The organism is Geitlerinema calcuttense NRMC-F 0142 (assembly GCF_030285425.1).
This window is the reverse complement of record NZ_JASVEJ010000040.1, coordinates 33939-57707: the sequence shown is the minus strand read 5'-3', so window position 1 is coordinate 57707 and position 23769 is coordinate 33939. Positions and strand designations below refer to the sequence as shown.

Annotated in this window: 23 protein-coding genes and 2 pseudogenes; 22 read left to right on the top strand and 3 right to left on the bottom strand. The window is 54.2% G+C overall.

All coding sequences use genetic code 11. From position 1 onward, the window contains the following. Positions 1–298: ABC transporter permease (locus tag QQ055_RS10745; protein WP_286004697.1), on the bottom strand; the 298-nt coding region annotated here is incomplete at its 3' end. Between the two features lie 185 nt (positions 299–483). Between QQ055_RS10745 and QQ055_RS10740 the strand changes: the two genes are divergently transcribed. The 10 genes and pseudogenes from QQ055_RS10740 to QQ055_RS10695 all read left to right on the top strand — a co-directional run bounded on the left by QQ055_RS10740 (position 484) and on the right by QQ055_RS10695 (position 9070). Continuing rightward, positions 484–771 (top strand): hypothetical protein, encoded by a 288-nt coding sequence (locus QQ055_RS10740; RefSeq protein WP_286004696.1) that lies wholly within the window; start codon positions 484–486, stop codon positions 769–771. A 125-nt stretch (positions 772–896) separates the two neighbouring features. After that, positions 897–2177, top strand: a complete 1281-nt coding sequence (locus QQ055_RS10735) for an extracellular solute-binding protein (RefSeq protein WP_286004695.1) — start codon at positions 897–899, stop codon at positions 2175–2177. A 3-nt stretch (positions 2178–2180) separates the two neighbouring features. After that, positions 2181–2882: a M15 family metallopeptidase gene (locus tag QQ055_RS10730; RefSeq protein ID WP_286004694.1), complete on the top strand. Its 702-nt coding sequence runs from the start codon at positions 2181–2183 to the stop codon at positions 2880–2882. Next, positions 2875–3348 (top strand): annotated as a pseudogene (locus QQ055_RS10725) (DUF1016 N-terminal domain-containing protein); the annotation flags it as partial. The gene QQ055_RS10730 and the pseudogene QQ055_RS10725, both read left to right, overlap by 8 nt. 159 nt (positions 3349–3507) lie before the next feature. Then, positions 3508–4341, top strand: a complete 834-nt coding sequence (gene coxB / locus QQ055_RS10720) for a cytochrome c oxidase subunit II (protein WP_284478230.1) — start codon at positions 3508–3510, stop codon at positions 4339–4341. A 12-nt stretch (positions 4342–4353) separates the two neighbouring features. Beyond that, positions 4354–4770: pseudogene (locus QQ055_RS10715) on the top strand (cbb3-type cytochrome c oxidase subunit I); the annotation flags it as partial. Positions 4771–4885: 115 nt separating this feature from the next. Then, entirely contained in the window at positions 4886–6154 is a 1269-nt protein-coding gene (locus tag QQ055_RS10710; RefSeq protein ID WP_432806013.1) for a cytochrome c oxidase subunit I, read from the top strand. A gap of 95 nt (positions 6155–6249) precedes the next feature. Beyond that, on the top strand, positions 6250–7353 hold the full coding sequence (locus tag QQ055_RS10705; RefSeq protein ID WP_284478232.1) for a COX15/CtaA family protein: 1104 nt from the start codon (positions 6250–6252) through the stop codon (positions 7351–7353). After that, positions 7350–8171, top strand: a complete 822-nt coding sequence (gene cyoE, locus QQ055_RS10700) for a heme o synthase (RefSeq protein WP_285964344.1) — start codon at positions 7350–7352, stop codon at positions 8169–8171. The genes QQ055_RS10705 and cyoE overlap by 4 nt, the downstream gene beginning before the upstream one ends. 227 nt (positions 8172–8398) lie before the next feature. Beyond that, complete coding sequence (locus tag QQ055_RS10695; RefSeq protein WP_284478234.1) at positions 8399–9070, top strand: cytochrome c oxidase subunit 3; 672 nt, start codon at positions 8399–8401, stop codon at positions 9068–9070. A 193-nt stretch (positions 9071–9263) separates the two neighbouring features. Here the strand turns inward: QQ055_RS10695 and QQ055_RS10690 are convergent, their stop codons facing one another. After that, complete coding sequence (locus QQ055_RS10690; protein WP_284478235.1) at positions 9264–9695, bottom strand: hypothetical protein; 432 nt, start codon at positions 9693–9695, stop codon at positions 9264–9266. A 48-nt stretch (positions 9696–9743) separates the two neighbouring features. Between QQ055_RS10690 and QQ055_RS10685 the strand changes: the two genes are divergently transcribed. The 8 genes from QQ055_RS10685 to QQ055_RS10650 all read left to right on the top strand — a co-directional run bounded on the left by QQ055_RS10685 (position 9744) and on the right by QQ055_RS10650 (position 17864). After that, positions 9744–10700: an ABC transporter ATP-binding protein gene (locus QQ055_RS10685; RefSeq protein ID WP_284478236.1), complete on the top strand. Its 957-nt coding sequence runs from the start codon at positions 9744–9746 to the stop codon at positions 10698–10700. After that, complete coding sequence (locus tag QQ055_RS10680; RefSeq protein ID WP_285964345.1) at positions 10697–11488, top strand: ABC transporter permease; 792 nt, start codon at positions 10697–10699, stop codon at positions 11486–11488. The genes QQ055_RS10685 and QQ055_RS10680 overlap by 4 nt, the downstream gene beginning before the upstream one ends. Next, the gene (locus QQ055_RS10675) at positions 11455–12135 is read left to right on the top strand and encodes an SCO family protein (protein ID WP_284478238.1); all 681 of its coding nucleotides are present in this window, start codon (positions 11455–11457) and stop codon (positions 12133–12135) included. The genes QQ055_RS10680 and QQ055_RS10675 overlap by 34 nt, the downstream gene beginning before the upstream one ends. Before the next feature lie 4 nt (positions 12136–12139). Then, complete coding sequence (locus QQ055_RS10670; RefSeq protein ID WP_284478239.1) at positions 12140–12574, top strand: DUF420 domain-containing protein; 435 nt, start codon at positions 12140–12142, stop codon at positions 12572–12574. 30 nt (positions 12575–12604) lie between these two features. Next, a complete protein-coding gene (locus QQ055_RS10665; protein ID WP_286004692.1) occupies positions 12605–12916 on the top strand; it encodes a hypothetical protein in 312 nt (103 codons plus the stop codon). Between the two features lie 106 nt (positions 12917–13022). Further along, positions 13023–15449 (top strand): alpha-L-arabinofuranosidase C-terminal domain-containing protein, encoded by a 2427-nt coding sequence (locus tag QQ055_RS10660; protein WP_284478241.1) that lies wholly within the window; start codon positions 13023–13025, stop codon positions 15447–15449. A 3-nt stretch (positions 15450–15452) separates the two neighbouring features. After that, positions 15453–16964: an alpha-L-arabinofuranosidase C-terminal domain-containing protein gene (locus QQ055_RS10655; RefSeq protein WP_284478242.1), complete on the top strand. Its 1512-nt coding sequence runs from the start codon at positions 15453–15455 to the stop codon at positions 16962–16964. A gap of 18 nt (positions 16965–16982) precedes the next feature. Next, positions 16983–17864: a glycoside hydrolase family 43 protein gene (locus tag QQ055_RS10650; protein WP_285964346.1), complete on the top strand. Its 882-nt coding sequence runs from the start codon at positions 16983–16985 to the stop codon at positions 17862–17864. Positions 17865–17887: 23 nt separating this feature from the next. Here the strand turns inward: QQ055_RS10650 and QQ055_RS10645 are convergent, their stop codons facing one another. Further along, on the bottom strand, positions 17888–18322 hold the full coding sequence (locus tag QQ055_RS10645; RefSeq protein ID WP_285964347.1) for a helix-turn-helix transcriptional regulator: 435 nt from the start codon (positions 18320–18322) through the stop codon (positions 17888–17890). A 478-nt stretch (positions 18323–18800) separates the two neighbouring features. On the opposite strand from QQ055_RS10645, the gene QQ055_RS10640 reads away from it, so the two are divergent. From QQ055_RS10640 to QQ055_RS10625, 4 genes are all read left to right on the top strand, one after another. Further along, positions 18801–19907 carry a glycoside hydrolase family 172 protein gene (locus QQ055_RS10640; protein ID WP_284478246.1) on the top strand — a complete coding sequence of 369 codons (1107 nt, stop codon included), beginning with the start codon at positions 18801–18803 and terminating at the stop codon, positions 19905–19907. 117 nt (positions 19908–20024) lie between these two features. Next, positions 20025–21149, top strand: coding sequence for a glycoside hydrolase family 172 protein (locus QQ055_RS10635; protein ID WP_286004691.1), 1125 nt, complete (start codon positions 20025–20027; stop codon positions 21147–21149). A gap of 140 nt (positions 21150–21289) precedes the next feature. Continuing rightward, positions 21290–22687: a GH116 family glycosyl-hydrolase gene (locus QQ055_RS10630; protein ID WP_286004690.1), complete on the top strand. Its 1398-nt coding sequence runs from the start codon at positions 21290–21292 to the stop codon at positions 22685–22687. Beyond that, positions 22684–23754: a GH116 family glycosyl hydrolase gene (locus QQ055_RS10625; RefSeq protein ID WP_286004689.1), complete on the top strand. Its 1071-nt coding sequence runs from the start codon at positions 22684–22686 to the stop codon at positions 23752–23754. Before QQ055_RS10630 ends, QQ055_RS10625 begins: the two co-directional genes overlap by 4 nt. Positions 23755–23769 lie beyond the last annotated feature (15 nt).

The window sequence follows — 23769 nt, the reverse complement described above, 5'->3', positions numbered from 1 at the left end:
GGAACATGGCCACAGCCACGATGGAGCCGACCGCATTCTCCATCTGCACTTTTTTGAGCTGCCAGAAAATCTGCGCGGCGAAAACCATGCCGACAAAGGCTCCGGTCAAGAGCACGACGGGCTGTGAGGTCCAGCCAAAGTTGTAAATGTGGTAGCTGGTCAATTTCCAGCGCGGACGGGCGGTGACCAATGACCGGGCGGTCTCAGCCACCAGCAGGGTCAGCGAGCCAAGCTCATCGACAAAACGCAGAACTGTGCGTCCGAGGCTTGTCGGGATTGAAAGGATTTGTGAGAGCATGACAGGCGCAAAGACTAATCCCCATGCCGGCGACTGACCAGAGAAAAATCGCCATGGGCCACCGGGGCAATTTGTCACTGATTTGTCAAAATTCCGTCACGCAATCGCCATATTCATCGGTCTATATCGGCCCCGAACCTTAACCACTCCACCTTTAAAAAAAGAAACCTGATTATGAAAAAACTTTGGCTTCCATCCTCCTGGGCGCGGCCCTCTCGACATCGGCATTTGCCGGGGTCGGCTCCTACAGCACCACGGGTGTTTTCACCGGTGAAATCTCCGCCATCGAAACCGACCGTGACTCGATCACAGTCGTTTCCAGCGACGGTCAAGTCCGCATGTTCGAGGTGGGCGAACCCCGCAAGAGCCGCCTGAGCGTCGGTGATTCGGTTCGCATCTCCCATGTGGACCAATGGCAATGGCCCCTGCCAGTCAAGTCCCTGACTGTCCTGCGCGGCGGTTACGGCAAATAATTTTTCTCCTCGGCATCGATTTTTTGTTCGAGGTTTTGGTGGGGCATCGTCCTGGAAAACAGGGCGGTGCCTTTTTGTTTTTTGGGGCTTGAGGGACGCGGGTTTGTTTTTATCATGGGCCAACCGTGAACCGATTTTTTCTTGGAATTCTGCTGCCGCTGACCCTGCTCCTGCCTTTCGGCTGCTCGCGTGACACCGAGCCATTGCCCCGTGCGCGGGATATCAATGTCCTCGTGGCGGCAAGTCCGGCGGAGGAATCTTTTATCCGGGCGCAAATTGAGGATTTTGAAAAGTTTAACTGGAACGCGAAAATCCGCCTGCACATTCGTCCGGCAGGATTTGCCTTGGCCGGGGAATTGGCGCGCATGGAGTCGAAGGGCCAGCCGATTGATTTGATTGTCTTTGATGCGGGCGAATTGGCGGAATTGTCCGCAGGCGGGCGTTTGATGAATATGGGCAAGGACAGCAGGGTCAAACCGATTGTGGACTCCATTCATCCCGCCCTGCTCGACCGGCTCTCCGGGAAAAATGGAGTGATGGCGCTCCCGCTTTTCTGGAGCACAACGGTTCTGGCCTACGACAAACGCATCTTTGACCGCATCGGCATGTCTTATCCGTCTGAATACTGGGGCTGGCCGGACGTGCTTGAGGCGGCTCAAGCGGCGACCATGGACACGGATCGCGACGGGCGCAAGGATCAATTCGGCCTCGAATTGCGCGGTTCGGCTGACGAGATCGTGATGATGTTCTGGCAATTCGAGGGGGTTTTCAACGGCCAAGCGGAGGCGAAAACCCTCGCTCAGATCATGAGTCCGGAGAACCGGGTGATTCTTGAACAGACAATCGATTTCTATGCGGACATGGCCGGGGAAATGAATGTGGCCGTGGTCGCGCAGCCCCCCAAAGCCCCGCAGTATTTTCGGGGAGGGGAAAGTGGGAATGACCTTCGTGCAATGGCGGGATCTCACCGCTTTGGACGGCGCTCCGGGCCGGGAATTTTGCAAATTGCCCCACGCCACGGGGCGGGACAAGGCGACATTGGCTTGAGACGCGGCTCATGGGAATCCCGGGAAGCTCGAACCGCAAACTCGGAGGCGCTCGCCCTGATGAAATTTCTTTTGCGGGCCGACGCTCAGCGCGCTTTGGCCGCTGGCGGGGTGGGCTTGCCCGTGCTTTCTGAATTGTCCGAGAGCGCCATCCAACGTTTGGGCGGTTCATGGGACATGAATTCATTTTACGGGCAATTGCCCCACGCGCAAATTGCCCCGGCTCCGGTGGTGATGGCCGGGATTCAGAAAATGCTCGATGAACGCCTGTCCAGCGGAGTCCGGATCGTGCCGGATTCGGATGAGAGACCTTCCTTCCGCAGCCGCCTAAAGTTGAGATTGGATTCGGAGAAAAAATAGGGAATGATGCGCGTGATGAAAAAATTCCTCTTTTGGCTCACGCTGGCGCTTTTGTCAGTGAATGCTGTCGTCGCCCATGACGGCCCGGTGGCGGTTCAGCAAAAAGTTCAAAAAACTTTCAGCCCAGAGCAAATTGCGCGGGCGAAGGGAAACCTTGTTTGTTTGGAGTCGTTGAATGCCGGCTTTGTCATGGACATTCGCTACGCCACGACAAATAATTTCACCGGGGTCATTCTTTACCCCGTGGCCCGGGCTTATTTGAACCGCGACGCCGCAGCGGCTCTGGTCAAAGCGCAGGGAGACCTCCGGAAAAAGGGGTTGGGCCTGAAAATCTTTGACGGATACCGTCCGTTGCGGGTTCAGCAGAAAATGTGGGACCTCATTCAGGATGACCGTTACGTCTCCAATCCCGCCACGAATGCCGGGCGTCACACCCGTGGCACGGCGGTCGATGTGACGCTGGTGAATCTGAAAACCGGCAAGGAATTGCCCATGCCGTCGGCTTTTGACGATTTCAGTGAAAAAGCGCACATCGATTATGCCGGGGCCACCCCGGAGGAGAAAAGAAACAGCAAATTGCTCCGCCAGACCATGGTGAGGCATGGATTCATCGCTTTTCCGTATGAATGGTGGCATTTTGACTACCGGGGCTGGGAAAACCACCCGCCGCTGGATGTCGGACTGGAGGAGCTGAGGCATGAGTGATCAAGTCATCTCACTGACAAATGCGCCGGATGGTTATGCCGATTGGCTCTCTGAGCTCAAAATAAAAATTCATGCCGCCCAACAGCGGGCGACGCTGTCTGTCAACCGTGAACTCATTCAGCTATACTGGCAAATCGGCCGTGATATTTTGGCCCGGCAGGTTGCCCAAGGCTGGGGCGCCAAGGTGATTGAACGGCTGGCGCATGACTTGCGCAATGCCTTTCCCAACATGAAAGGTTTTTCGCGCAGCAACTTGCTCTATATGAGGGCTTTCGCGGATGCCTGGCCGAATGAGCAAATTGTCCAACAGCCTGTTGGACAATTGCCATGGGGCCATAATCTCGTGCTGCTGACCAAACTCAAAACACCGTCAGAACGCCTGTTTTACGCCCAAAAAGCCATTGAGCATCACTGGTCGCGCAATGTCATGGTGATGCAGATTGAAAGCCGTCTCATGGGGCGACAATGACTGATCGGCATGAGCCGCTTGGAAAAGTGGGGAACAGACAAGGAATTCGGACAAAAAAGAGAGTGGGCATCTTGAGAACGTGAAAAATTTCACAATGTGTCCTTGACTTTTGGGCCTTGGGAATTAACGATCTAAAAGATGATCTCAAGACGCAGAATGACACTTTTTGTCACTATTTTTGCCATGGCGCTGGGCTTTTTCCTCATGGATGCCACCGCCGCCGGACGCACCGACAATCTCTGGTGGTTGCCGCCGGTCATCACGACCCGCGGGCAGGAGGTGGACAAGGTTTTTTACTTTATTTTTTGGCTGACCGGGGCGGTTTTCGTCGCGACCCAGTTTTTGCTGATTTATTACTGCGTCAAATACCGCTTTAACCGTAAACGCCAAGCGGTTTACAGTCATGGAAATAACAAGTTTGAGATTGTTTGGACGACGATTCCGACCCTGATTTTTTTCGGGCTTTTCTTCTGGAGCAATCATCTTTGGAAAGAATTCCATCAAACCCCGCCAGAGGATGCGATTACCATCGAGGTGACGGCGGAACAATACGGGTTCAACGTGCGTTACCCAGGGCCCGATGGAAAGCTCGGGGCCGCCAGCGACGTGGCCATGTCGAAGGACAACAAGCTGGGGCTCGACGCGAATGATCCGGCGGGCGCGGATGATTTTGTCACCTATAACGACATGACCATTCCGGTGGGGCGTCCGATCCATGTGCTGATGCGGTCACGCGATGTGATTCATGCCTTTTATGTTCCGTCTTTCCGTCTCTATCAGGACATGGTTCCCGGACGCACGATCGACTGGGTGTGGTTCGTCACCACCGAGACGGGCGCCTATGACCTCGCCTGCAATCAGCTCTGCGGAGCCGGGCATTACAATATGAAGGCCAAAATTTCCATTGTCAGCGACGAGGAGTATCAGGAATGGCTCAAAGATTTCCTGCCCAAGCCCGAACAGCCCGTCGCAATGGCCCAACCGCAATAAAAGGATTGATTCATGAGCAGCACGACAGCCCCCCACGCCCCCGCGTCCGCCCATCACGACGGCGGGCACCATGGTGACGAGCACAAGCTCGGGTTTTTCCGCACCTACATTTTCTCCACCGACCACAAGATGATCGGGTTGCAATACCTCTTTACGAGTTTGTTTTTCCTTTTAATCGGCGGGTTTCTGGCCCTGCTGGTGCGTTGGCAGATCGGATTTCCGGGCACCCCGCTCCCGATTCTGGGGCAATTTCTTCACGCCCCTTATGTGATTGACGGGATCATTCAGCCGGGCTTTTACAACATGCTCTTTACGATGCATGCGACGATCATGGTCTTTTTGGTGATCATGCCGCTGCTCATTGGCGCTTTCGGGAATTTTGTCATTCCACTCATATCGGGGCCAAGGACATGGCGTTTCCGGTGCTCAACGGGGTGTCTTACTGGCTTTAATTTCGCGTCCGGCATCATCATGCTGGCGGAGCTTCTTTGTTCCGGGTGGGGCGGCAAATTCCGGGTGGACGGCTTACGCGCCCTTGAGCGCGGTGGGTTCCTACAATCTCACGGCCATGGGGCAGAGCCTTTGGATTCTGGGCATTTTCGTCAATGGATTGGCCTCCATCGCAGGGGCGGTCAATTACGTGACCACGACCCTGCTGATGCGCGCGCCGGGAATGGGGCTTTTCAGATTGTCCCTGACGGTCTGGTCGCTTTTTGTGACTTCGATTTTGTTGCTGTTGGCCGTTCCGGTTCTCTCGGCGGCGGGCTGCATGCTCTTTTTTGACCTGAATTTCGGAACCAGCTTCTTCCTGCCTGAGGGCGGCGGTGATCCTCTGCTGTGGCAGCATCTTTTCTGGTTCTTTGGGCATCCGGAGGTTTACATTATGATTCTTCCGGCGATGGGTGTGGCCTCGGACATTCTCTCGCCTTTCGCGCGCAAACCGATCTTCGGTTACAAGGCGATGGTTTACGCGATGGTCGCCATCGGATTCCTCGGGTTCATCGTCTGGGGACACCACATGTTCGTCAGCGGCATGGCGTTGGGGCTGTCTGAATTCTTTGCGGCCTCGACGATGTTGATTGCGGTTCCTTCCGCCATCAAGGTCTTTAACTGGTTGGGCACGATCTGGGGCGGCAATATCCGGTTCACGACACCGATGCTCTTTTCCCTTGCCTTTGTGTCGATGTTCATCATTGGCGGTTTGAGCGGCATTTTCCTGGCGTCCACGCCGGTGAATCTCTTTGTCCACCACACTTATTTCGTCGTGGCCCATTTCCACTACGTGCTTTTCGGCGGATCCATGTTTGCCATGTTCGCGGGCATCTACTACTGGTTCCCAAAAATGTTCGGCAAAATGTTCGACGAAGGGCTGGGCAAATTGCATTTTTGGCTGACGCTGGTGTTTTTCAACCTCACCTTTTTCCCTATGCACAATCTGGGGCTGGCGGGAATGATGCGCCGGATCGCGGACCCGACCGTTTACGAGCACCTGCGCAATTTGCAGCCGGTGAATCAATTTGTCACCTTGGCGGCCATCGGCCTCGGATTGGTGCAAATTGTTTTCTTCTACAATTTTTTCCGCAGCCTTTTCAAAGGCAAGGCCGCTCCGGCCAATCCTTGGCAGGCGACCACTTTGGAATGGACTCTGACCAATCCGATCGGACACGGGAATTTCCCGAAAATCCCCCATGTCTATCATGGGCCGTATGAATACAGCGTGCCGGGCCTGAAAAAAGATTATCTGCCTCAGGATGAAAAACTCGACGAGGAGGATTCACGCAAGATGAGTCAGGCTCTTGCCGCGGCTCATTAGCGGGTGGAGCCCCTGGGGAGGATAAAGGGATTTTCCTTCCGGCAAGTGAATTCCCCGGACATGAATTTTTCAGGGCGAGAAATTGATTTTTGAAGATGAACAAGCAAATCCAGCCCTACGGACTGACGCGCAGGTTGCTTCACCTGTATGCGCTTTTGTGTGTGGTGGTGACATTGGTTTTGATCGGCATCGGCGGGGTCGTCACCAGCACGGGTTCCGGTTTGGCCGTGCCTGATTGGCCGACGAGCTACGGCTACAATATGTTTCTTTTTCCGTTTTCACGGTGGTTCGGTGACCGTGCGATTTTTTACGAGCACACGCACCGGATCGTGGCCAGCGGGTTGGGATTCATGATGATCGGGCTGTGCTTGTGGCTCTGGTTGAGCCGGGAAAAGCAGGAGAGACCTTGGCTGTGTTGGACGGGTTCGGCCGCTTTGGTGATGGTGATTATTCAGGGAATCCTCGGCGGTTTGCGCGTGACGGAGTTGAATAACTTTCTGGGATTAATCCATGGTTGTCTCGCTCAGGCCTTTCTCCTGCTGGTGGCGGCGATCGCGCTTTTTCTGTCCAAAAGCTGGATTCGTTGGGGGGCGACAGTTGCCACCGCGCAATTTGCTCCGGTGGTGAGGAATTCCTCCGCGAGGCTGGCACGGTTTGGCTGCTGGGTGGCTCTGGTGATTTTTGTCCAGCTCATGCTCGGCGCGGCGATGCGGCATCAGCACAATGGTCTGGCTGTGCCGGATTTTCCTCTGGCCTACGGACAGGTCTGGCCGTCCACGAATGTTTCCGCCCTTGAGGAAATCAATCTAACCCGCCAGCAAAACAATCTGATGCCCGTGACCATCGGACAGATTCATCTGCACATGGTTCATCGTGCCATGGCCTGTGTGGTGGCCGCCCTGGTCATCGGATACGCTGTAAAAATCCTGAAAGCCATGCCCGGAACCCGATTTGCCCGCTTCGCCGCCATTGCCCTGATCGCCGGTGTCACCGCGCAATTTGCGCTGGGGGCATGGACTGTTTTGTCGAATAAGGCCGCTGACATCGCCACAGCCCATGTGCTGGGGGGCGCATTGCTGCTTCTTTTGTGCGGACTGCTCGTGATTGTTTTTTATCGTGCCGCGCAATCTGAAGGGGTGATGGCGCCAGCCAATGAGGAATCCTCCACCGGACTCGAAGCTGTGAGGCAAAACGCATGAAAACCGGAACTTTTGACGCGACCCCTTTCTTTTCGCCGCTGTCCGTGTGGGTGCGGGAGTGGACTGAAGTTTGCAAGGCGCGGCTGACCCTGCTCGTGCTGATGACCACTTGGGCGGGGTTTTACCTCGGTGCGCGGGGTTCAGTCGATCTTGTCCTTCTTTTCCACACGATGATCGGAACCGCGCTCGTGGCCGCCGGAGCGAGCGCCTTTAACCAATTCCTCGAACGCGACTCCGACGCGCTGATGAAACGCACCGCTGACCGTCCGCTGCCATCGGGCAGATTGAATGCGGATGAGGTCATGCTGTTTGCCTGTGTGACATCCATTGCGGGAATGTGTTGGCTGGGGTTTGCCGTGAATCTGCCCGCCGCGACTTTTGCGGCGTTGACCCTTGTGCTTTATGTCTTTGTTTACACGCCGATGAAAAAGACATCATCATTGAATACCCTCGTCGGTGCGGTGCCGGGAGCCTTGCCCCCGGTCATCGGATGGGCAGCGGCTTCTGGAGGATTGTCCGCCGAGGCTTGGTATCTTTTTGCGATTCTTTTCCTGTGGCAGATGCCGCATTTTCTGGCCATCGCATGGTTGTATCGGGAGGATTATGCCAGAGCGGGATTCCGCATGCTCACTCTGGATGATCCGGATGGACGGATCACCTCGCGGCAGGCGTTTGCCTATGCCGTCGCGCTTCTGCCAGTCAGCCTTTTCCCGGCGATGTATCTCATGGTGCGCTCCCTCTTTTTCCCCGGCGCTCTGGCGCTGGGGCTGGGATATGCCTGGCTGGCATGGGGATTCATCGCCGCCCGAACCCGGTGACGGCGCGCAAACTTTTTATTGGATCAGTCATTTATCTGCCGCTTTTGCTGGCATGGTTGGTCTGGAATAAATTTTAACCGGAAAAAAGGCACCGCGATGAATCCGCAGGAAAAACTCCGACAAAACAAGCGCCGCCTCGCGTGGGGGCTCCTGATATTCATTGTTGCCCTTTTCTCCGCAAGTCTTTTGTTTATCCTATTGAAACCCCATTAGAGGAATACCCCTATATGTCCACGGCCACACTGACAGCAGAAGAAATCGAGTTTGAATTAAAGGCGGAAAAGACGCGTTCCCGCTTTGGCATGATCATTTTTCTGGCGTCCGAAGCGATGCTTTTTGCCGGGTTGATCGGCGGCTACATTGTTCTGCGCTGGATGGCGCCCGAATGGCCCCCGGAAGGCAAGTATTCCTACATGTTCCACTGGCCGATGTCGGTGATCAATGTCCTGATGCTGGTGAATACCGCCATCCTGATCGGGAGCAGTTTCGCCTTTCACTTTGCCGAGGTCGCCATCAAGGCGGGAAAAAATCCCGCCAAATGGCTTTTGCTGACGATTGTGATGGGAATGGTTTTCCTCTCCGGTCAGGCGTATGAATGGTATTATCTCATTGTCGATCAGAATGTGCTTTTCCAAGATGGCATCTACGGGGCGACTTTTTTCGCATTGACCGGATTCCACGGTGCGCACGTGATCATCGGGGTCTTGCTCCTGATCTGGACATTTTTCGGCGTGCTGAGCGGAAAATTCACGAAGGAACGCCATCTCTTTTTCGACAACGCCGGACTTTACTGGCACTTCGTCGATATTGTCTGGGTCGGACTTTTTGCCCTCTTGTATTTCGACCTCGTGGGCAAAGTTTTCATGCCCGTGGGCCGCGCCATCTGGGGCCTTTTCTAGGGCCAGCGCAGTCATCCGAAGATTTTTTATCATTGGAGGGGCCAAGCTCCTGCTTGCCCCACTTGTAAAAAAACTCCGCACTGAAGCACCCTGCACGATGAACTGCTCTCTCCGTGCCCCTGTGCCTTTGTGAGAGGCAAATTGCACGCAGATGGGCACATCGCACTTGGAGGCGGGAAACTCGGGGGGGGGCCTAGCGGGTCGTGTCCTGATCCCAGAAGCGGTCGAAGGCGATGAAAAGGGATTTCACATGGCGGGCGGTCAGGAAACAAAAGAGGGCCGCCGCCACGCAGATCAGGACAAGTTGCCAGATCCAGCTGAATTCTGGACGAATGATTTTTACGATGACGACGTAGAGGCACAACCCGAAAAGCGAGCCGAATCCATACATGCCGCCCCAAGTGGCCAAAAGAAAATAACCCGGTTCACGCTCATAGGCGTAACCGCATTTCGGGCAGCCGTCGAGCGGCTGGAACCAATCAAAAAAGGAGCGGGTTTTGGACAGGGGTGGAAAAATCGGGTGCTGACCGCACAAGGGACACTTGAGCGCGAGTCCGTGCCTCAGGTGCGCCACGGCTTTGCGGATGGAATAATCCGGGCGGGGCGGGGTTATCTCGTTTGACATTGCGGGGGGAATAGTCGAGATTCGGGGCGCTTTTTCTGAGGAAAAACCATGACTGAAAACAACACGATTTTGGGAATTCGTCAAATCTCCTTTGCTTATGGGAAACGCCCGGCATTGGATCGGGTTTCCTTTTCCGTGGGCTCCGGCCAGATCATGGCCATTCTCGGCCCCAATGGCAGCGGCAAATCGACCCTGTTCAAATTGCTCTCGACACTGGTGCCATTGCAATCCGGAGACATGATCTGCAAGGGAGTGGACTATCGGGCGGGCGCTGCCCCAGTGCGGCCATTCTTGGGTGTTGTCTTCCAGTCTCCGAGCTTGGACAAAAAACTCACGGTGCGGGAGAACCTTCGTTGCCATGCCGCACTCTACGGATTATCGGGGCAGGAACGGGACAAACGGATTCAAGCCTGGTTGGAGCGCCTCCGCGTGGCGGATCGTGCGCAGGAACGGGTGGAAACCCTTTCGGGTGGCTTGGCGCGACGGGTGGAGATCGCAAAGGCTCTTTTGCACGGCCCCGCTTTGCTCATTTTGGATGAACCCAGCACCGGACTCGATCCGCGTTCCCGGGCGGAATTATGGGACTCGCTCGTCGAACTCCGTGATCGGGATCGTGTGACGATTCTCATCACCACGCATCTGATGGAAGAAGCTGAAAAATCGGATCGAACATTGATTTTGGATGAGGGCCGGGTCGTGGCTGATGAATCTCCGGAGGAGTTGATTCGCCGTTATCCCCACGATGTATTGTGCATTCACACTCATCACACAGAGCAAATTGCGCGGTTTGTTTCAGAGCGATTCGGTTCACTGGCCATGGAGTCAAAGCCAGATCATTTGCGCGTCGAGGTGGGTTCCACCGAGGGAGCCGGGATCGTGGCCGCTGTCATGGGGCAATTTGCGCGGGAGATCGGGTCGGTGACGCTGTCCCGAACCAGTCTCGACGAGGTGTTTTTCAAGCTGACCGGAAAGAGCTTTGCTCAGAGCCAGGAGAAGGCCGCATGAATCACCTGCTTGTCGTCAAACCTTGCCTTGCCTTGCTCGGACGTGAAATCACGCGATTCCTCCGCCAACGCAACCGCATCACGGGAGCATTCCTGACCCCGCTGGTTTTCTGGGTGCTCATCGGCGCGGGCGTGGGGGATTCATTCAATCCGACAGGCACGGAGACCCCCGGGGGGTATCTCGCCTATTTTTTCCCCGGAACACTGGTTTTGATCGTGCTTTTCACTGCGATTTTCTCGACGATTTCGATTATTGAGGACAGGCGCGAGGGGTTCCTGCAGGGCGTTCTCGTCGCCCCGGTTCACCCTCTGGCCATCGTGGGGGGCAAAGTGCTCGGCGGCGCGATTCTGGCCCTCATGCAGGCGGTTCTTTTCTGTGTTTTTGCGCCCATGGCCGGAGTCACGATTGCCCCCGCGCAAATTGCGCCGCTGGTCGGAGCGCTTTTCCTGACCGGCATCGGGTTGACGGCGCTCGGGTATGTGATTGCTTGGCCCATGGACTCGACGATGGGATTTCATGCGATCATGAATGTCTTTCTGATTCCGCTGTGGCTCTTGTCCGGCGCGCTTTTCCCGCCGTCGGGTTCGGCCACTTGGATCGGATGGATCATTCATCTCAATCCCCTTTATTACGCGCTGTCAGCGGTTCGTCACTTTCTCGGCAGCGCTCCGCCTGAGGGAATCGCCCTGCCTTCACTCGGGCTGTCATTGACGGTCACGGCCCTTTCAACGATTGTGCTTTTAATCATTTGTGTATGGATGACGCTCAAAATCAACCGAAAAATGTGAGGCCGTCGAACCCCCATTTCCGGGCCGTGATCTGGACGGTGCTGGTGGTGTTTGTCGCCGGTTTGCTCGCGCTTTTTGCTTTCCGGTCGTGGAAATCCTTTTACCTGACCAGCAAGGGCAATTTGCCCAATCTCCGCACTGTGGAGCCTTTCACCATGACCGAGCGCAGTGGAGAAACGGTTTCCAACAAAGACTTGCAGGGCAAAATCTGGGTCGCCAATTTCATTTTCACCGAGTGCCCCGGCATCTGCCACAATATGTCCGCGCAATTTGCGCAACTCCAGCACATCCTGCGCAAAACCCGGGATGTGCGGCTGGTGACATTCAGCATCGATCCTCACACCGACACCCCGGAGGTGCTGACCGAATATGCAAAACGATTTCAGGCCGATCCGCGCATGTGGCTTTTTCTGACCGGTGACCTCCGCGACGTGCATCGGCTGGCGGAGAAAAGTTTCCTTTTGCCGGTTGCTGAAAATCCCCCGGAAGCCATTCCCATGGACGGCAAATATCTGCACAGTTCCCGGCTTGTCCTTGTGGACGCCCACGGCATGATCCGGGGTTATTACGATGGGTCTGAACCCGAGGCTTTGCAGAAACTCGCCATGGACATTGGCTTTCTCATGCGCGAAGGAGGATTGAAATAAACCCATGGACCTTTCCATTTTTCCCACGATCAACGCTTCGCTGAATGCATTGACCACCATTCTGCTGGGAACTGGCTACATTCTGATCAAACGCGGCCATAAAAAAGCCCATGGCATCACCATGGCGGCGGCATTTGCGGTGTCGGCGGTCTTTCTGGGATTTTACCTTTTTTATCATTACATGAAAGAGGGGAATGTGACCCGCTATCCGCTTGAGGATTTTTCCCGAACCATTTATCTGACCATTCTCACCAGCCACACGATTCTGGCCATGGTGGTTTTGCCGTTTATTTTTGCGCTGCTTTATTTCGCCATCAAAAAGAATTGGGACAAACACAAAAAGTTCGCCCGTTGGGTTTGGCCCGTGTGGATGTATATCTCCGTGACCGGGGTGGTGATTTATTGGATGCTCTACCATTACGCCGGAGCGGGGCGTTAAAAGCGGTTCTGTTTTGCCTGAAAAAGCGGCTTGTTTTTGGAGGAGGTCAGAGGTTATATTTTGATCGTGCGCATAAAGACTTTCATCATTGTCGTGGCTGCTTTCGTGGTTTTCGCCACCGGGAGCGCCCATGCCTGTCCGGGATGCAAACAAACCACCCGGGCCAATGGCCGTGACATGGGGCAAGTGCAGAAAGGCTTTTCCTACAGCGTGCTTTTCATGCTCCTTTTCCCGATGGGACTGATCTATGGCGTGGGGCATTATTCCCTCAGAACCCTGCGCCGTTTCGAGAATGAGCGGGATGCCGCCGCTGCTCCGGAACACAAAAATCTCCCGTCATAATCCCGTGTTTGGCCTTCGCGGGCTGATCCTCAGATAAAAGGATAAGTCAAATATTCAATCGTCGTGTGCATGGACTTTTCAGGAGAGGGATGGGATTTTTTTCAATATGACCCCCAGCAAAATCATCGTCGATGTGAGCAGGCCGCTCTTTCCAGTCAGCCCCACGCTTTACGGCCTTTTCTTTGAGGAAATCAATCATGCCGGAGATGGCGGCATTTACGCTGAGATGGTGCGTAACCGCTCCTTTTCGGATGCGGTGATTCCTGCCCGCTGCCGGCCCAAAGAGCGCAATGTCTTTCATAGCCCGTCGGCAAAAGGATTCGACATCCTGATGCCCGAGGGCGATTTGCCGGGATGGCATCTTTTTGTGGAGGGCCCGAGGAAGGCGGAGATGAGTGCGGATGATCTGGAATTCCTCGCGCCGGGCAATCCGCGTTCTCTCCGGCTGGAGGTGGGGGAAGGTTCCGGCAGTGCCGGCATCGTCAACGAGGGGTTCTGGGGAATGTCTTTTGTCGCGGGCGAATCCTACCGGCTGACGGTCTTTGCCAAATCGCCAAACGTGAAACCTTTTTCACTCAAAGGGGCTTTGCTGGATGGCAAAGGCCATGCAATTGGACAGACAGACCTGCAACCGATCGAGGAAGGCGAGTGGGTCAGGTATGAGGCGGTCATTCAGGCGTCGGCCACAGACGCCGCCGGCAAATTGCAACTGGCCACTGCGGATGCCGGAACACATTGGTTCGGCTATGTCTCGCTTTTTCCCGTGAATACCCACAAACAGCGCCCCAACGGGCTCAGGCCCGATCTGGTCAACATGCTCAAAGGGTTGCATCCGGCATTCCTTCGTTTCCCCGGCGGATGTTTTGTCGAGGGATTCAGCTGTGAAACCGCCTACGACTGGAAAGCCACCATCGGCCCGGTGCATTTGCGGCGGGGGCATTGGAACTTGTGGCAATACCGCGTGACCAACGGTCTCGGCTTTCATGAGTATCTGGAACTCTGCGAGGATATTGGCGCGGCGGGCATGTATGTTTTCAACTGCGGGATCACCTGCCAGATGCGCGGGGAGGAATTCATGTCCTTGGAGAAGGTCGAGTCGCTGATTCAGGACACGCTCGACGCGATTGAGTATGCGACTGGCCCGGTGAATTCCGTGTGGGGGGCCAAGCGCGCCGCTGCCGGCCACCCGGAACCCTTCCCGCTCAAGTATCTGGAAATCGGCAACGAGAACATGGGCCCGGAGTATGAGAAACGATACAAAATGTTCTACGAAGCACTCAGCCGGAAGCATCCTGAGCTCATTCTCATCGCCAATGAAAAAATGGAACATGCGCGGGTCGATGTCATCGACGATCACTTCTACGCGCACGATGGATACTTTCACACGTTGTCCGGAAAATATGACAAGGCCGACCGCCGCGGCCCGAAGGTGTATGTCGGGGAATATGCTGTCGTAGGGGCGGGTGCAGGCCGGGGCAATTTGCGCGGCGCAGTGGGGGAGGCGGCTTTCCTGACCGGGTTGGAACGCAACAGCGATGTGGTGACGATGAGTTCCTACGCGCCGCTTTTTGTGAATGTGAATGACCGATCTTGGAATCCCGACCTGATCCAATTCGACAACCGCCGTGTCTGCGGCATTCCCTCCTACTATGTGCAAAAGATTTTTGCGGAGAATGCGGGCGACCAGGTGCTCGACATCAAGGTGGAGTGTCCGGTGGAGGAAGGCGCGACATCGGGCGGTGTGGGTTTCGGAACCTGGCAGGCGATTTCCGAATACAAGGATTTGAAGGTCGTCTCCAGTGGAGGGGAGGTTCTGTACGAGAATCCGCTGACAGGGGATTTTAAAGGACTCAAGCCAAGCTCCGGAAAATGGGAGTTTCACGACGGGGCTTTGCGCCAGTGTGAGTATGGGCAAAATCATTTATGCCTGTTGGAAGACAAAAACTGGAAAGACTACACGGTGACATGCCGGGCACGATTGATTGAGGGCAATGGTGTCATGCTGGCGTTCAACACCAAGAATCCGGAGAACCACTACCGCTGGCAGTATGGATGGAACAATGGGCAGACCGGGATCGAGCAGTTCTCCAATGGCAGTGGCGCATTGCTGACTCAGCTCAAGCGTTTCACCCTGGAGGAAGGCCGCTGGTATGACATGAAACTCGTCGTCAGCGAGGAAAGTATCCGCACCTATCTCGATGGGGAATTCATGCAGGAAGCCGCCTGTCTGAAATGGCCCTCTTTATCCGCGTCCGCCACACTTGATGAAACGAAGCGGGAAGTGATTCTCAAGCTGGTCAATGCGCTCAATGAGACGCAGGATGTCCAGATCGACATCGGGGCCGACACTCAAATTGCCTCCACGGGCCGGGAGATTATCTGCGCCGATCCGGATGTGCTCGCGGAAAACACGTTGGAGAACCCGACACGGATTATTCCCGCCGAAAGGGAGGCAACCGGGCTGGCCTCACAGATGACGCGTCGCCTGCCTCCGTGCTCAGTGACGATTTTGCGTGTGCCGTTAAAAGCGTGATCAATGAAAACAACCATCCATATCAATCCCCGCCGCAAGATTGGGGATTTGAGCCCGCTGGTTTTTGGCAGTTTCATCGAGAACTTGCAGGATTGCATTTACGGCGGGGTTTATGATCCGGCGAGTCCGGCGTCTGATGAGGAGGGTTTTCGCGCCGATGTGATGGCGGCGGCCCGTGCCATGGGGGTGTCGATGGTTCGTTTTCCCGGTGGATGTTTCGCTCCTTATTATCACTGGCGCGATGGAGTCGGGCCGAAGGAGTCGCGACCGCTGACCCGTTATGGCGCGGCGAATTTCAACGGGCAATGCATGGGTTGGCCGGAATTGAACACCTTTGGCACAAATGAATTGATCAGCTGGTGCCGGAAGGTTGGTGCCGAACCTTACATCTGCGTGAATATGGGCAGTGGCAGCCCCGAGGAAGCGCGGGATTGGGTTGAGTATTGCAATCACGAGAAGGGCAGTCGCTGGGCTGACTTGCGCGTGGCGCATGGATATTCCGAACCCCATCGGGTCACATGGTGGGCGCTCGGGAATGAAATCAGCGGCCCATGGGAATTTGGCCATGCTGAAAATGCCAGCGATTACATTCGCCGGGCACGGGAGTATGCGCGGGCCATGAAGCAGGCCGATCCGAACATCAAGCTGGTCTTTTGCGGAAATCATTTTCCGCTCATGAGGGAGAATCGGGACTGGAACCGGGAGGTGCTTGAAAAGTTGTATGAATATGTGGACGCGATTTCCATGCATCATTACATCGGACTGATGGCCAAAGGCAATTGCGTCGGCCAGTGGAAAGATATGGAGCCGGGCAAATTGCTCGCCCATCTCTCCGAATACATGATGGAAATCGATGATGCTTACCGCGTGATGCGCGGGGAGATTCGATTCGTCAGTCATTTGCAGCCCCATCGCAAACCCATCGGCGTGGCGCTGGACGAATACGGGCCGTGGTATAAATCATTCGGCGAGGCGAAACTTTCCGAGTCCTACACGATGATCGATGCGCTGCAAATGGCGGCCTACTTTAACGCATTCATTCGCCATGCCGACATTGCCCTAGTTTCGAATCACGCCCAGTTGGTCAATGTTCTGGCAGCCCTTCTCGCTGAAGAAGGAACTGCGCGGTTTGCGCGACAAACGATCAGTTATGTCCAGGAGATGTATCTGGAAAACCGGGGAGGAGCGGCAGTGGACACATGGGTGGATGGAGAGAGTTTTCCTGGGAAATTTTATCCGCAAGTGGCTTGGGTGGATGCGTCGGCGACCATTCACCCCAATCACATCGTTGTCAATCTGATCAACCGCGATCCGGTTCGCCCCGTGGAGTGTGAACTCTCCCTGCCCGGGATGAATTTTAAACTCAAGTCAGGGAAGATTCTGCACCATCAGGATTTGACCGCAGCCAATACACTGGACCGACCAGAGTGCGTCATTCCTCATTCCGTCGAAGGAGAGAAAATCCTCCTCCCACCCGGCAGTCTGGGTGTTTATACATTGAAGACTCATGAATAAGAACCAGACCAATCTTTTATGAAAAACACTCAGGAGATTTTTATTCGTGATCCCTACATCGTGACGAATCGGGACAAAGGTTTGTATTACATGTTCGGTTCCACTGACCCGAATGTCTGGCAGGGGCGTTGTGAGGGCTTTGACTACTACACCTCGCGCAATTTGCGCGAGTGGGACGGGCCCTTTCCAGCATTTAAGCCTGAGGAATTTTTTTGGTCGCACGAGAATTTTTGGGCGCCGGAAGTGCATTTTTATCAGGGACGCTGGCATATGTTCGCCAGCTTCAAGGCGCCGGGGGTGGCCAGAGGGACACAAATTCTGGTTTCCGATGCGCCGGACAAACCCTTCACTCCTTGGAGCGATGGGCCGGTGACTCCGTCCAAGGATGAATGTCTGGATGGAACTCTCTTTGTCGATGAACAGGGAAAGCCATGGATGGTGTATTGCCACGAGTGGACGCAGATCAAGAATGGCACGATGTGTGCAATTGAGCTCAGTCAGGATTTGCGCACGGCTTTGGGTAAACCTGTCCTGCTGTTCGATGCGGCGTCGTGTTCACAGGTGAAACGCAATCCCGAGGAGAATTACGTCACCGATGGGCCATGCCTGCGTCGCAACCGGAAGGGGGAGCTGCTCATGCTCTGGAGCAGCTACGGACAGCAGGGTTATTTTGTCGCGACGGCCCGTGCTCCCGGTGGGCAGGTCACCGGGCCTTGGGTTCATGATTCCGAGCTGCTGGTGTCCCACGATGCGGGGCACCCGATGCTCTTTGAGTCATTGGATGGCCAGCTCATGATGGCTCTGCACCAGAATTCCGCCCAGCCTCATGATTATGCGCTTTTTTATCCCGTTGAGGAGGATGGAAAGGGGAAAATTCGTCTGAAGGGAAAGGCCTTGTAATGACGAAACGTTTGGTGATGGGGTCACAGCTTACGGATGGAGCGCGGGCTATACCCATAATATTTTTTGTAGAGCTTCGAAAAATAATACAAATCCTCATAACCTACCTCTGCCGCGATGTCTGCAACAGTTCGATTGCGGTTTTTCAGAAGGAAAGATGCCTGATGGAGTCGGAGTTGGATGACGTAGTCGATGGCGGACACCCCAAAGTGGCGTTTGAATTCAAAACAGAAATGGGGAACAGACAATCCGACACGGGCGGCGAGTTGCTTCAGTCGAACCGGCTGGGCAAATTGCGTTTCCAGTTCGTGTTTGAGTTTGAGGAATTTTTCAGGAATAGGGGATGACCGTGAGAAGGTTGTGATGTCCCGCTGAATTGAGATCAACAAATTTTCAAATAAATTCACCACGATTTGGCCTGATACAGAATGATGTTCTCGAATTTCTTCATTGATCATCAGGATGTGTTTTTCGAAAAATGGGGTTCGGACAGAGAAATTGGCTCATTGATTGGAATTTTCAAACGTGGGAGCAAATTGCGCGGCATGGATCCATTCACATGAGCCCAGGAGTGATTCCACCGCCGGTGTGGATTTCCATAGTAATGGCTCTGATCGGGACTCCAAATCATGAGTTGGGAATTTGCCGTCCACAGACGTTCCCGGTTCCACTCAAGAAGGACTGGCTCGTGGAAGAACATCAGCAACCAGTCGCCAGTTCCCTTGGGGCGGTCAATGATGCAAGGGGGCATGAATTCATTTGTGCCGAGCGCGTGGATTGAGAGTTGTGGAGTGTCAACCGGGGGTGTTTTGAAAAATGTTCTGATATGGCGCAATCAGAAGATAATACAAATCAAACATCATTCTGTCCATACACATTTCGTATAGGGATGATATGATGGGATGGAAACTTTAAATTCTCACAAGGAATCAAAATATGTCATTCAATGGACTTGGTATGAATCTCGGTAATTTGTCACGGCTGTCAAACGCTCAAACCCGTTCCATCAGCATGGAAAATACAACGGGAGAAAAAGGCAAAGGGGGAATGGCTACGGAGGGAACCGGTAAAAATTGCGCCCGTGATCTGGGGCAGGGATGGAAGGTCAGTCCTAGTGTAATCGTCAAACCTGGGGAAACTATCACTCTGGCCGACATTAATGGCAGCGGCGCAATCCAGCACATTTGGATTACGGGCAACTATGGCCGCGAATCGATCCTCCGGATATATTGGGATGATCAGGATATCCCTTCCGTGGAAGCGCCACTTCAAGATTTCTTTGCCGCCCCATGGAAGCAGGAAATGGGGTCTATTAATTGCTTCTCCGAAACAATTGCTCCGATGATCCAAAGCCTGGCGGTCTGTGTGAATCCGAAAAACGCATTCAATTGTTATTGGGAAATGCCCTTCCGGAAACGGGGCCGGCTCACGCTTGAAAATCGCAGTTTAGACAAGGAACGAGTGATGTATTACCAGATTGATTACACCCTGACGGATGTTCCCGAGGATTGTGCCTACTTCCACGCGCAGTTCCGCCGCACCAATCCCGTGCCTTACAAGGGGGTTCACACCATTGTCGATGGTGTTCAAGGCAAGGGGCAATACGTCGGCACAGTCATGGGGTGGGGAGTGAATAACTCCGGATGGTGGGGAGAAGGGGAAATTAAGTTTTTTCTGGATGGCGACACTCAATTTCCAACCATCTGCGGCACGGGCACGGAGGATTATTTCTGTGGGGCATGGAATTTTGATATCAATGGTCAATACATCAACTTTTCCACCCCTTATTCCGGAATGCACATCGATAAACCCGATGGCACATACCGGAGCCAAACACGTTTCAGCCTTTACCGCTGGCATGTCATGGATCCCGTCCGGTTCGAAAAGGATTTGAGGATTACGATTCAGGCTTTAGGATGGCGTGAAGGGGGACGTTACCTGCCTTTGAAGGATGACATTTGCTCGACGGCCTTCTGGTATCAAACCCTGCCCACCGCTCCATTTCAACCATTGGGCAATGTGGATGAGTTGGAGATTATTTGAGGAATTTGAAGAAGGGAGTAATAAAGACACGGAGGCAATACAGATGAGAAACAAAAAAGTCTTTTTGTGATCATGGTTCTCTGAGGTTTGAAAAATGTTTTCTGCGATAGCAATCAGATGGGAGATAAACCTATGTGGCAAAACGGATTCAATCACGGGCTGGGCAATCTCATGATGCTCAGCAATGCGAAAACCCGCAGTATCACGGCTGAAAATGTTTATGGAGAAAAGGGGGGAGGGGCGAAAGCTGGGGTGTATGGTTCGCCGCCTCCTGGTGTCACTGAACTTGGCCAGACTTGGGAAGCAGGCAAAGGACACGAATCGGCAGCACGCGACCTTGGCAAAGGTTGGAAAGTGCGCCCTTGTATCAAGCTTGAACCCGGCAAAGAAACCAATCTCATGGATATTGATGGAGCCGGAGTCATCCAACATATCTGGATGACCGCGGAACCCCACCTGTTTCGCAACTTGATTGTCCGTATGTATTGGGACAACGAGGAAACGCCATCGGTGGAAGCTCCTCTCGGCGATTTTTTCTGCCAAGGCTGGTTGGAATACACCCATATTGCCTCATTGCCGATCCAAGTCAATGCGAAGCAAAGCATGCATGTGTATTGGCCTATGCCTTTCCGCAAGCATGCACGCATCACCATCGAAAACAGGCACATTGATAATAGTTTTCTGTTTTTCTATACCATTGACTATGCATTCACGGATGTCCCGGCCGATGCGGCGTATTTCCATGCCCAGTTCCGACAGGAACGCCCCCATGACCCCAAGACGGATTACACCATTCTCGATGGGATCAAGGGACGGGGTCAATACATCGGCTGCTTCATGACCTGGCAACAAAATGCCAAGGGCTGGTGGGGCGAAGGCGAGTTCAAAGCCTGGCTTGATGGCGATGGCGAATATCCCACGATCTGTGGCACAGGTCTGGAGGATTATTTCGGCGGTGCTTGGGGATTTCAGGAAAAATTCACAGGCTCCTTCATGGGCAAGAACCAAGGGCCGGAAAACAATCTGCCGGGGAGCCGCCACGGCATGTATCGTTGGCACATCATGGATCCCATCCGCTTCGAAGAGGATTTTCGTTGCTCCATTCAAGCGTTAGGTTGGCGATCGGAAGGTCGCTATCTTCAGTTGCGTGATGATATCTCCTCGGTCGCGTACTGGTATCAGACCGAGCCACATGCCGCTTTCCCCGTACTCGGAAACAAAGATGATCTCGAGATTGTTTAAGATGAAAACAGAATGATTGCTTGGGTCTTCAGGTTTTTGTCTTTTCGGTTGTGTGGAAGGATCGGGTTTTCTTGAAAAGGGGATTGCAAACGATGGGGTTTCATGCGGAATAATAAGGTCACACATTTAACCTGCTGATTATGTCGCACACATTTAATGATTCCTACTCGGGTGAAAATCTTAACTACACAGCTTTTCCCATGGGGGGACTCGGAGCGGGCATGATCTGTCTCGACGGCACGGGAACCTTTTCGCACATGTCGCTCCATCACAAGCCGCAGATTTTTCATGAACCCTACATGTATGCAGCCATCAGTGTGAAATGTGGCGGTGATCGCATTGCCAGATTGTTGGCGGGGCCCACTCCGGATTGGAAAATTTTTTTCCCATGGGGGACAGGATTTGACAGCGCGGGTAACGGAGGGCATTTCAATAAAATCTACGGACTTCCGCGATTCCGGCATGCGTCATTCCGTTCCCGGTTCCCTTTTGGGGAGGTTTGTCTGGAAGACAAGGCTGTGCCATTGAGCACGGTTATTTCCGGGTGGAGCCCGTTTCTGCCCGGCCAAGCCGATGAGAGCAGTTTGCCAGTGGCCGGAGTCGAATACGCGTTTTCCAATCCGACAGGGCAATGCATTGAATTCATTTTTTCATTCCACAGCAAAAATCATTTTCTCCAGCGCGAAAGCCCCGGCCTGCATGTTCGAGGAGTTGAAAAAGGATTTGTTTTTTCTCAACCGGGCAATTCCGCCCGTCCTCAGGATCAGGCGGATTTCTGTGTGGAATGCTCCCATCCGGACACAAAAGTCAATGCGGCTTGGTTCCGGGGCGGCTGGTCGGATGCTCAGACAGCGGCGTGGCGGTCTGTGGAAAAAGGGGAAGTCATCGAGGCGCAGGCGCACCCGCAGGATGCGTCCGGTTCCGGGGCGAGTCTTTACGTTCCTGTTGCTTTGGCGCCTGGGCAGAGTGTCAAAATCGTGATTCGGATGTCATGGTATGTGCCTTTCTCGGATGTTTATTTTGGCGGACAACATTCCTGTTGCGACGGCGCAAAATGCGACCCGAATCCTGAGGATTTTCATCAACCGTGGTATGCGGGACATTTTTCGGGCATTGAAGAGATCAGGCGGTATTGGCGCCATCAATATGACCGTTTGAGACTAGAAAGCGAAAAATTCAGTCAGGCACTCCATGACACGGACATGCCTCCGGAAATGATCGAAGCGGTTTCCGCCAACCTCTCCATATTGAAAAGCCCGACCATGCTCCGGCAAAAGGACGGACGCATTTGGGCTTATGAGGGATGCAGTGACACCACGGGTTGTTGCGAAGGCAGTTGCACTCATGTCTGGAATTACGCCCAGGCTGTGGCGCATCTTTTTCCCGCTTTGGAGCGAACCATGAGAGAGACGGAGTTTGGCCCGAGCCAGAGTGACAGCGGGCATCAGACCTTTCGTGCGGCATTGCCCATTGGTCCGCAGGAGGGGTTTTGGGCCGGGGTGGATGCCGCGCCGATGGGCAGCTCGGCGGAATCATGAAAGTTTATCGCGACTGGAGAATCAGCGGGGACACGGAATGGCTGCGCAGATTGTGGCCGAAAGTCCGGCAAAGCCTGGATTATTGCATTCGGACTTGGGATCCCGAGCACCGTGGAATTCTCGTGGAACCCCATCATAACACATACGACATTGAATTCTGGGGGCCAAATGGGATGTGTTGCTCCCATTATCTTGGAGCCTTGAAAGCCGCAGCGCTCATGGCGCCCGCTTGTGGGGACTCGCCTTTGTTGTATGAGGAGTTGTCTTCGAAAGGTCGCACATTCGTCGAGACTGAGTTATGGAATGGAGAATATTTCATTCAACAAGTGCGCACAGAAGGTCTCCAATCTCCCCCGCCGCATCAAAGACGGGGGGTTGTCTGGACTGAATATTCGCCCGAGGCCCTGGAATTGCTCAAAAAAGAGGGGCCAAAATACCAGTATGGCGACGGATGTCTGGCCGAGGGTGTGGTCGGCGCTTGGCTGGCGGCCATGTGTGGTTTGCCCGATATTCTCGACCCGGACAAAGTGCGTCAGCATCTTCTCAGTGTCATTCGGCATAATTTCCGGGAAACTCTCTGGGATCATGCGAATCCCCAGCGTCCGGGTTACGCTCTGGACCGGGACGGAGGATTGATTCTGTGCACGTGGCCGCGTGGGGGAGCGCTGACTTTCCCCTTTCCATACAGCAACGAGGTGTGGACTGGGTTCGAATACCATGTGGCGGGTCACCTGATGCTTCTGGGAGAAAGTGATCCGGCCCGCAAAATCGTGCGCACAGCGCGTCAACGCCATGATGGAGTCCGGCGCAATCCTTTTAACGAATATGAATGCGGTTCTTGGTATGCCCGTGCTTTGACCAGTTATGGATTGCTCCGGGCTTATTCGGGGGCGCGTTATGATGCGATTGAAAAAGTTCTGCATATGGCGCCGACTCAGACGGGTGATTTTCGCTGTTTTCTGTCCACGGCGACGGGCTATGGGGTGGTCGGTGTCAAAAATGGCAAACCTTACTTTGACCTCCGCGGGGGAAGCGTGGAAATTCGGAAAATTGAATTGTCCGCTTGAGTTTGAATGCCCCCC

Excerpts from the sequence above, each read along its gene's own strand:
- QQ055_RS10730 (WP_286004694.1), top strand. The coding sequence starts at position 2,181 with ATGATGCGCGTGATGAAAAAATTCCTCTTTTGGCTCACGCTGGCGCTT.
- coxB (WP_284478230.1), top strand. The coding sequence starts at position 3,508 with ATGACACTTTTTGTCACTATTTTTGCCATGGCGCTGGGCTTTTTCCTC.
- QQ055_RS10705 (WP_284478232.1), top strand. The coding sequence starts at position 6,250 with ATGAACAAGCAAATCCAGCCCTACGGACTGACGCGCAGGTTGCTTCAC.
- cyoE (WP_285964344.1), top strand. The coding sequence starts at position 7,350 with ATGAAAACCGGAACTTTTGACGCGACCCCTTTCTTTTCGCCGCTGTCC.
- QQ055_RS10695 (WP_284478234.1), top strand. The coding sequence starts at position 8,399 with ATGTCCACGGCCACACTGACAGCAGAAGAAATCGAGTTTGAATTAAAG.
- QQ055_RS10690 (WP_284478235.1), bottom strand. The coding sequence starts at position 9,695 with ATGTCAAACGAGATAACCCCGCCCCGCCCGGATTATTCCATCCGCAAA.
- QQ055_RS10685 (WP_284478236.1), top strand. The coding sequence starts at position 9,744 with ATGACTGAAAACAACACGATTTTGGGAATTCGTCAAATCTCCTTTGCT.
- QQ055_RS10680 (WP_285964345.1), top strand. The coding sequence starts at position 10,697 with ATGAATCACCTGCTTGTCGTCAAACCTTGCCTTGCCTTGCTCGGACGT.
- QQ055_RS10675 (WP_284478238.1), top strand. The coding sequence starts at position 11,455 with ATGGATGACGCTCAAAATCAACCGAAAAATGTGAGGCCGTCGAACCCC.
- QQ055_RS10670 (WP_284478239.1), top strand. The coding sequence starts at position 12,140 with ATGGACCTTTCCATTTTTCCCACGATCAACGCTTCGCTGAATGCATTG.
- QQ055_RS10660 (WP_284478241.1), top strand. The coding sequence starts at position 13,023 with ATGACCCCCAGCAAAATCATCGTCGATGTGAGCAGGCCGCTCTTTCCA.
- QQ055_RS10655 (WP_284478242.1), top strand. The coding sequence starts at position 15,453 with ATGAAAACAACCATCCATATCAATCCCCGCCGCAAGATTGGGGATTTG.
- QQ055_RS10650 (WP_285964346.1), top strand. The coding sequence starts at position 16,983 with ATGAAAAACACTCAGGAGATTTTTATTCGTGATCCCTACATCGTGACG.
- QQ055_RS10645 (WP_285964347.1), bottom strand. The coding sequence starts at position 18,322 with ATGATCAATGAAGAAATTCGAGAACATCATTCTGTATCAGGCCAAATC.
- QQ055_RS10640 (WP_284478246.1), top strand. The coding sequence starts at position 18,801 with ATGTCATTCAATGGACTTGGTATGAATCTCGGTAATTTGTCACGGCTG.
- QQ055_RS10635 (WP_286004691.1), top strand. The coding sequence starts at position 20,025 with ATGGGAGATAAACCTATGTGGCAAAACGGATTCAATCACGGGCTGGGC.
- QQ055_RS10630 (WP_286004690.1), top strand. The coding sequence starts at position 21,290 with ATGTCGCACACATTTAATGATTCCTACTCGGGTGAAAATCTTAACTAC.
- QQ055_RS10625 (WP_286004689.1), top strand. The coding sequence starts at position 22,684 with ATGAAAGTTTATCGCGACTGGAGAATCAGCGGGGACACGGAATGGCTG.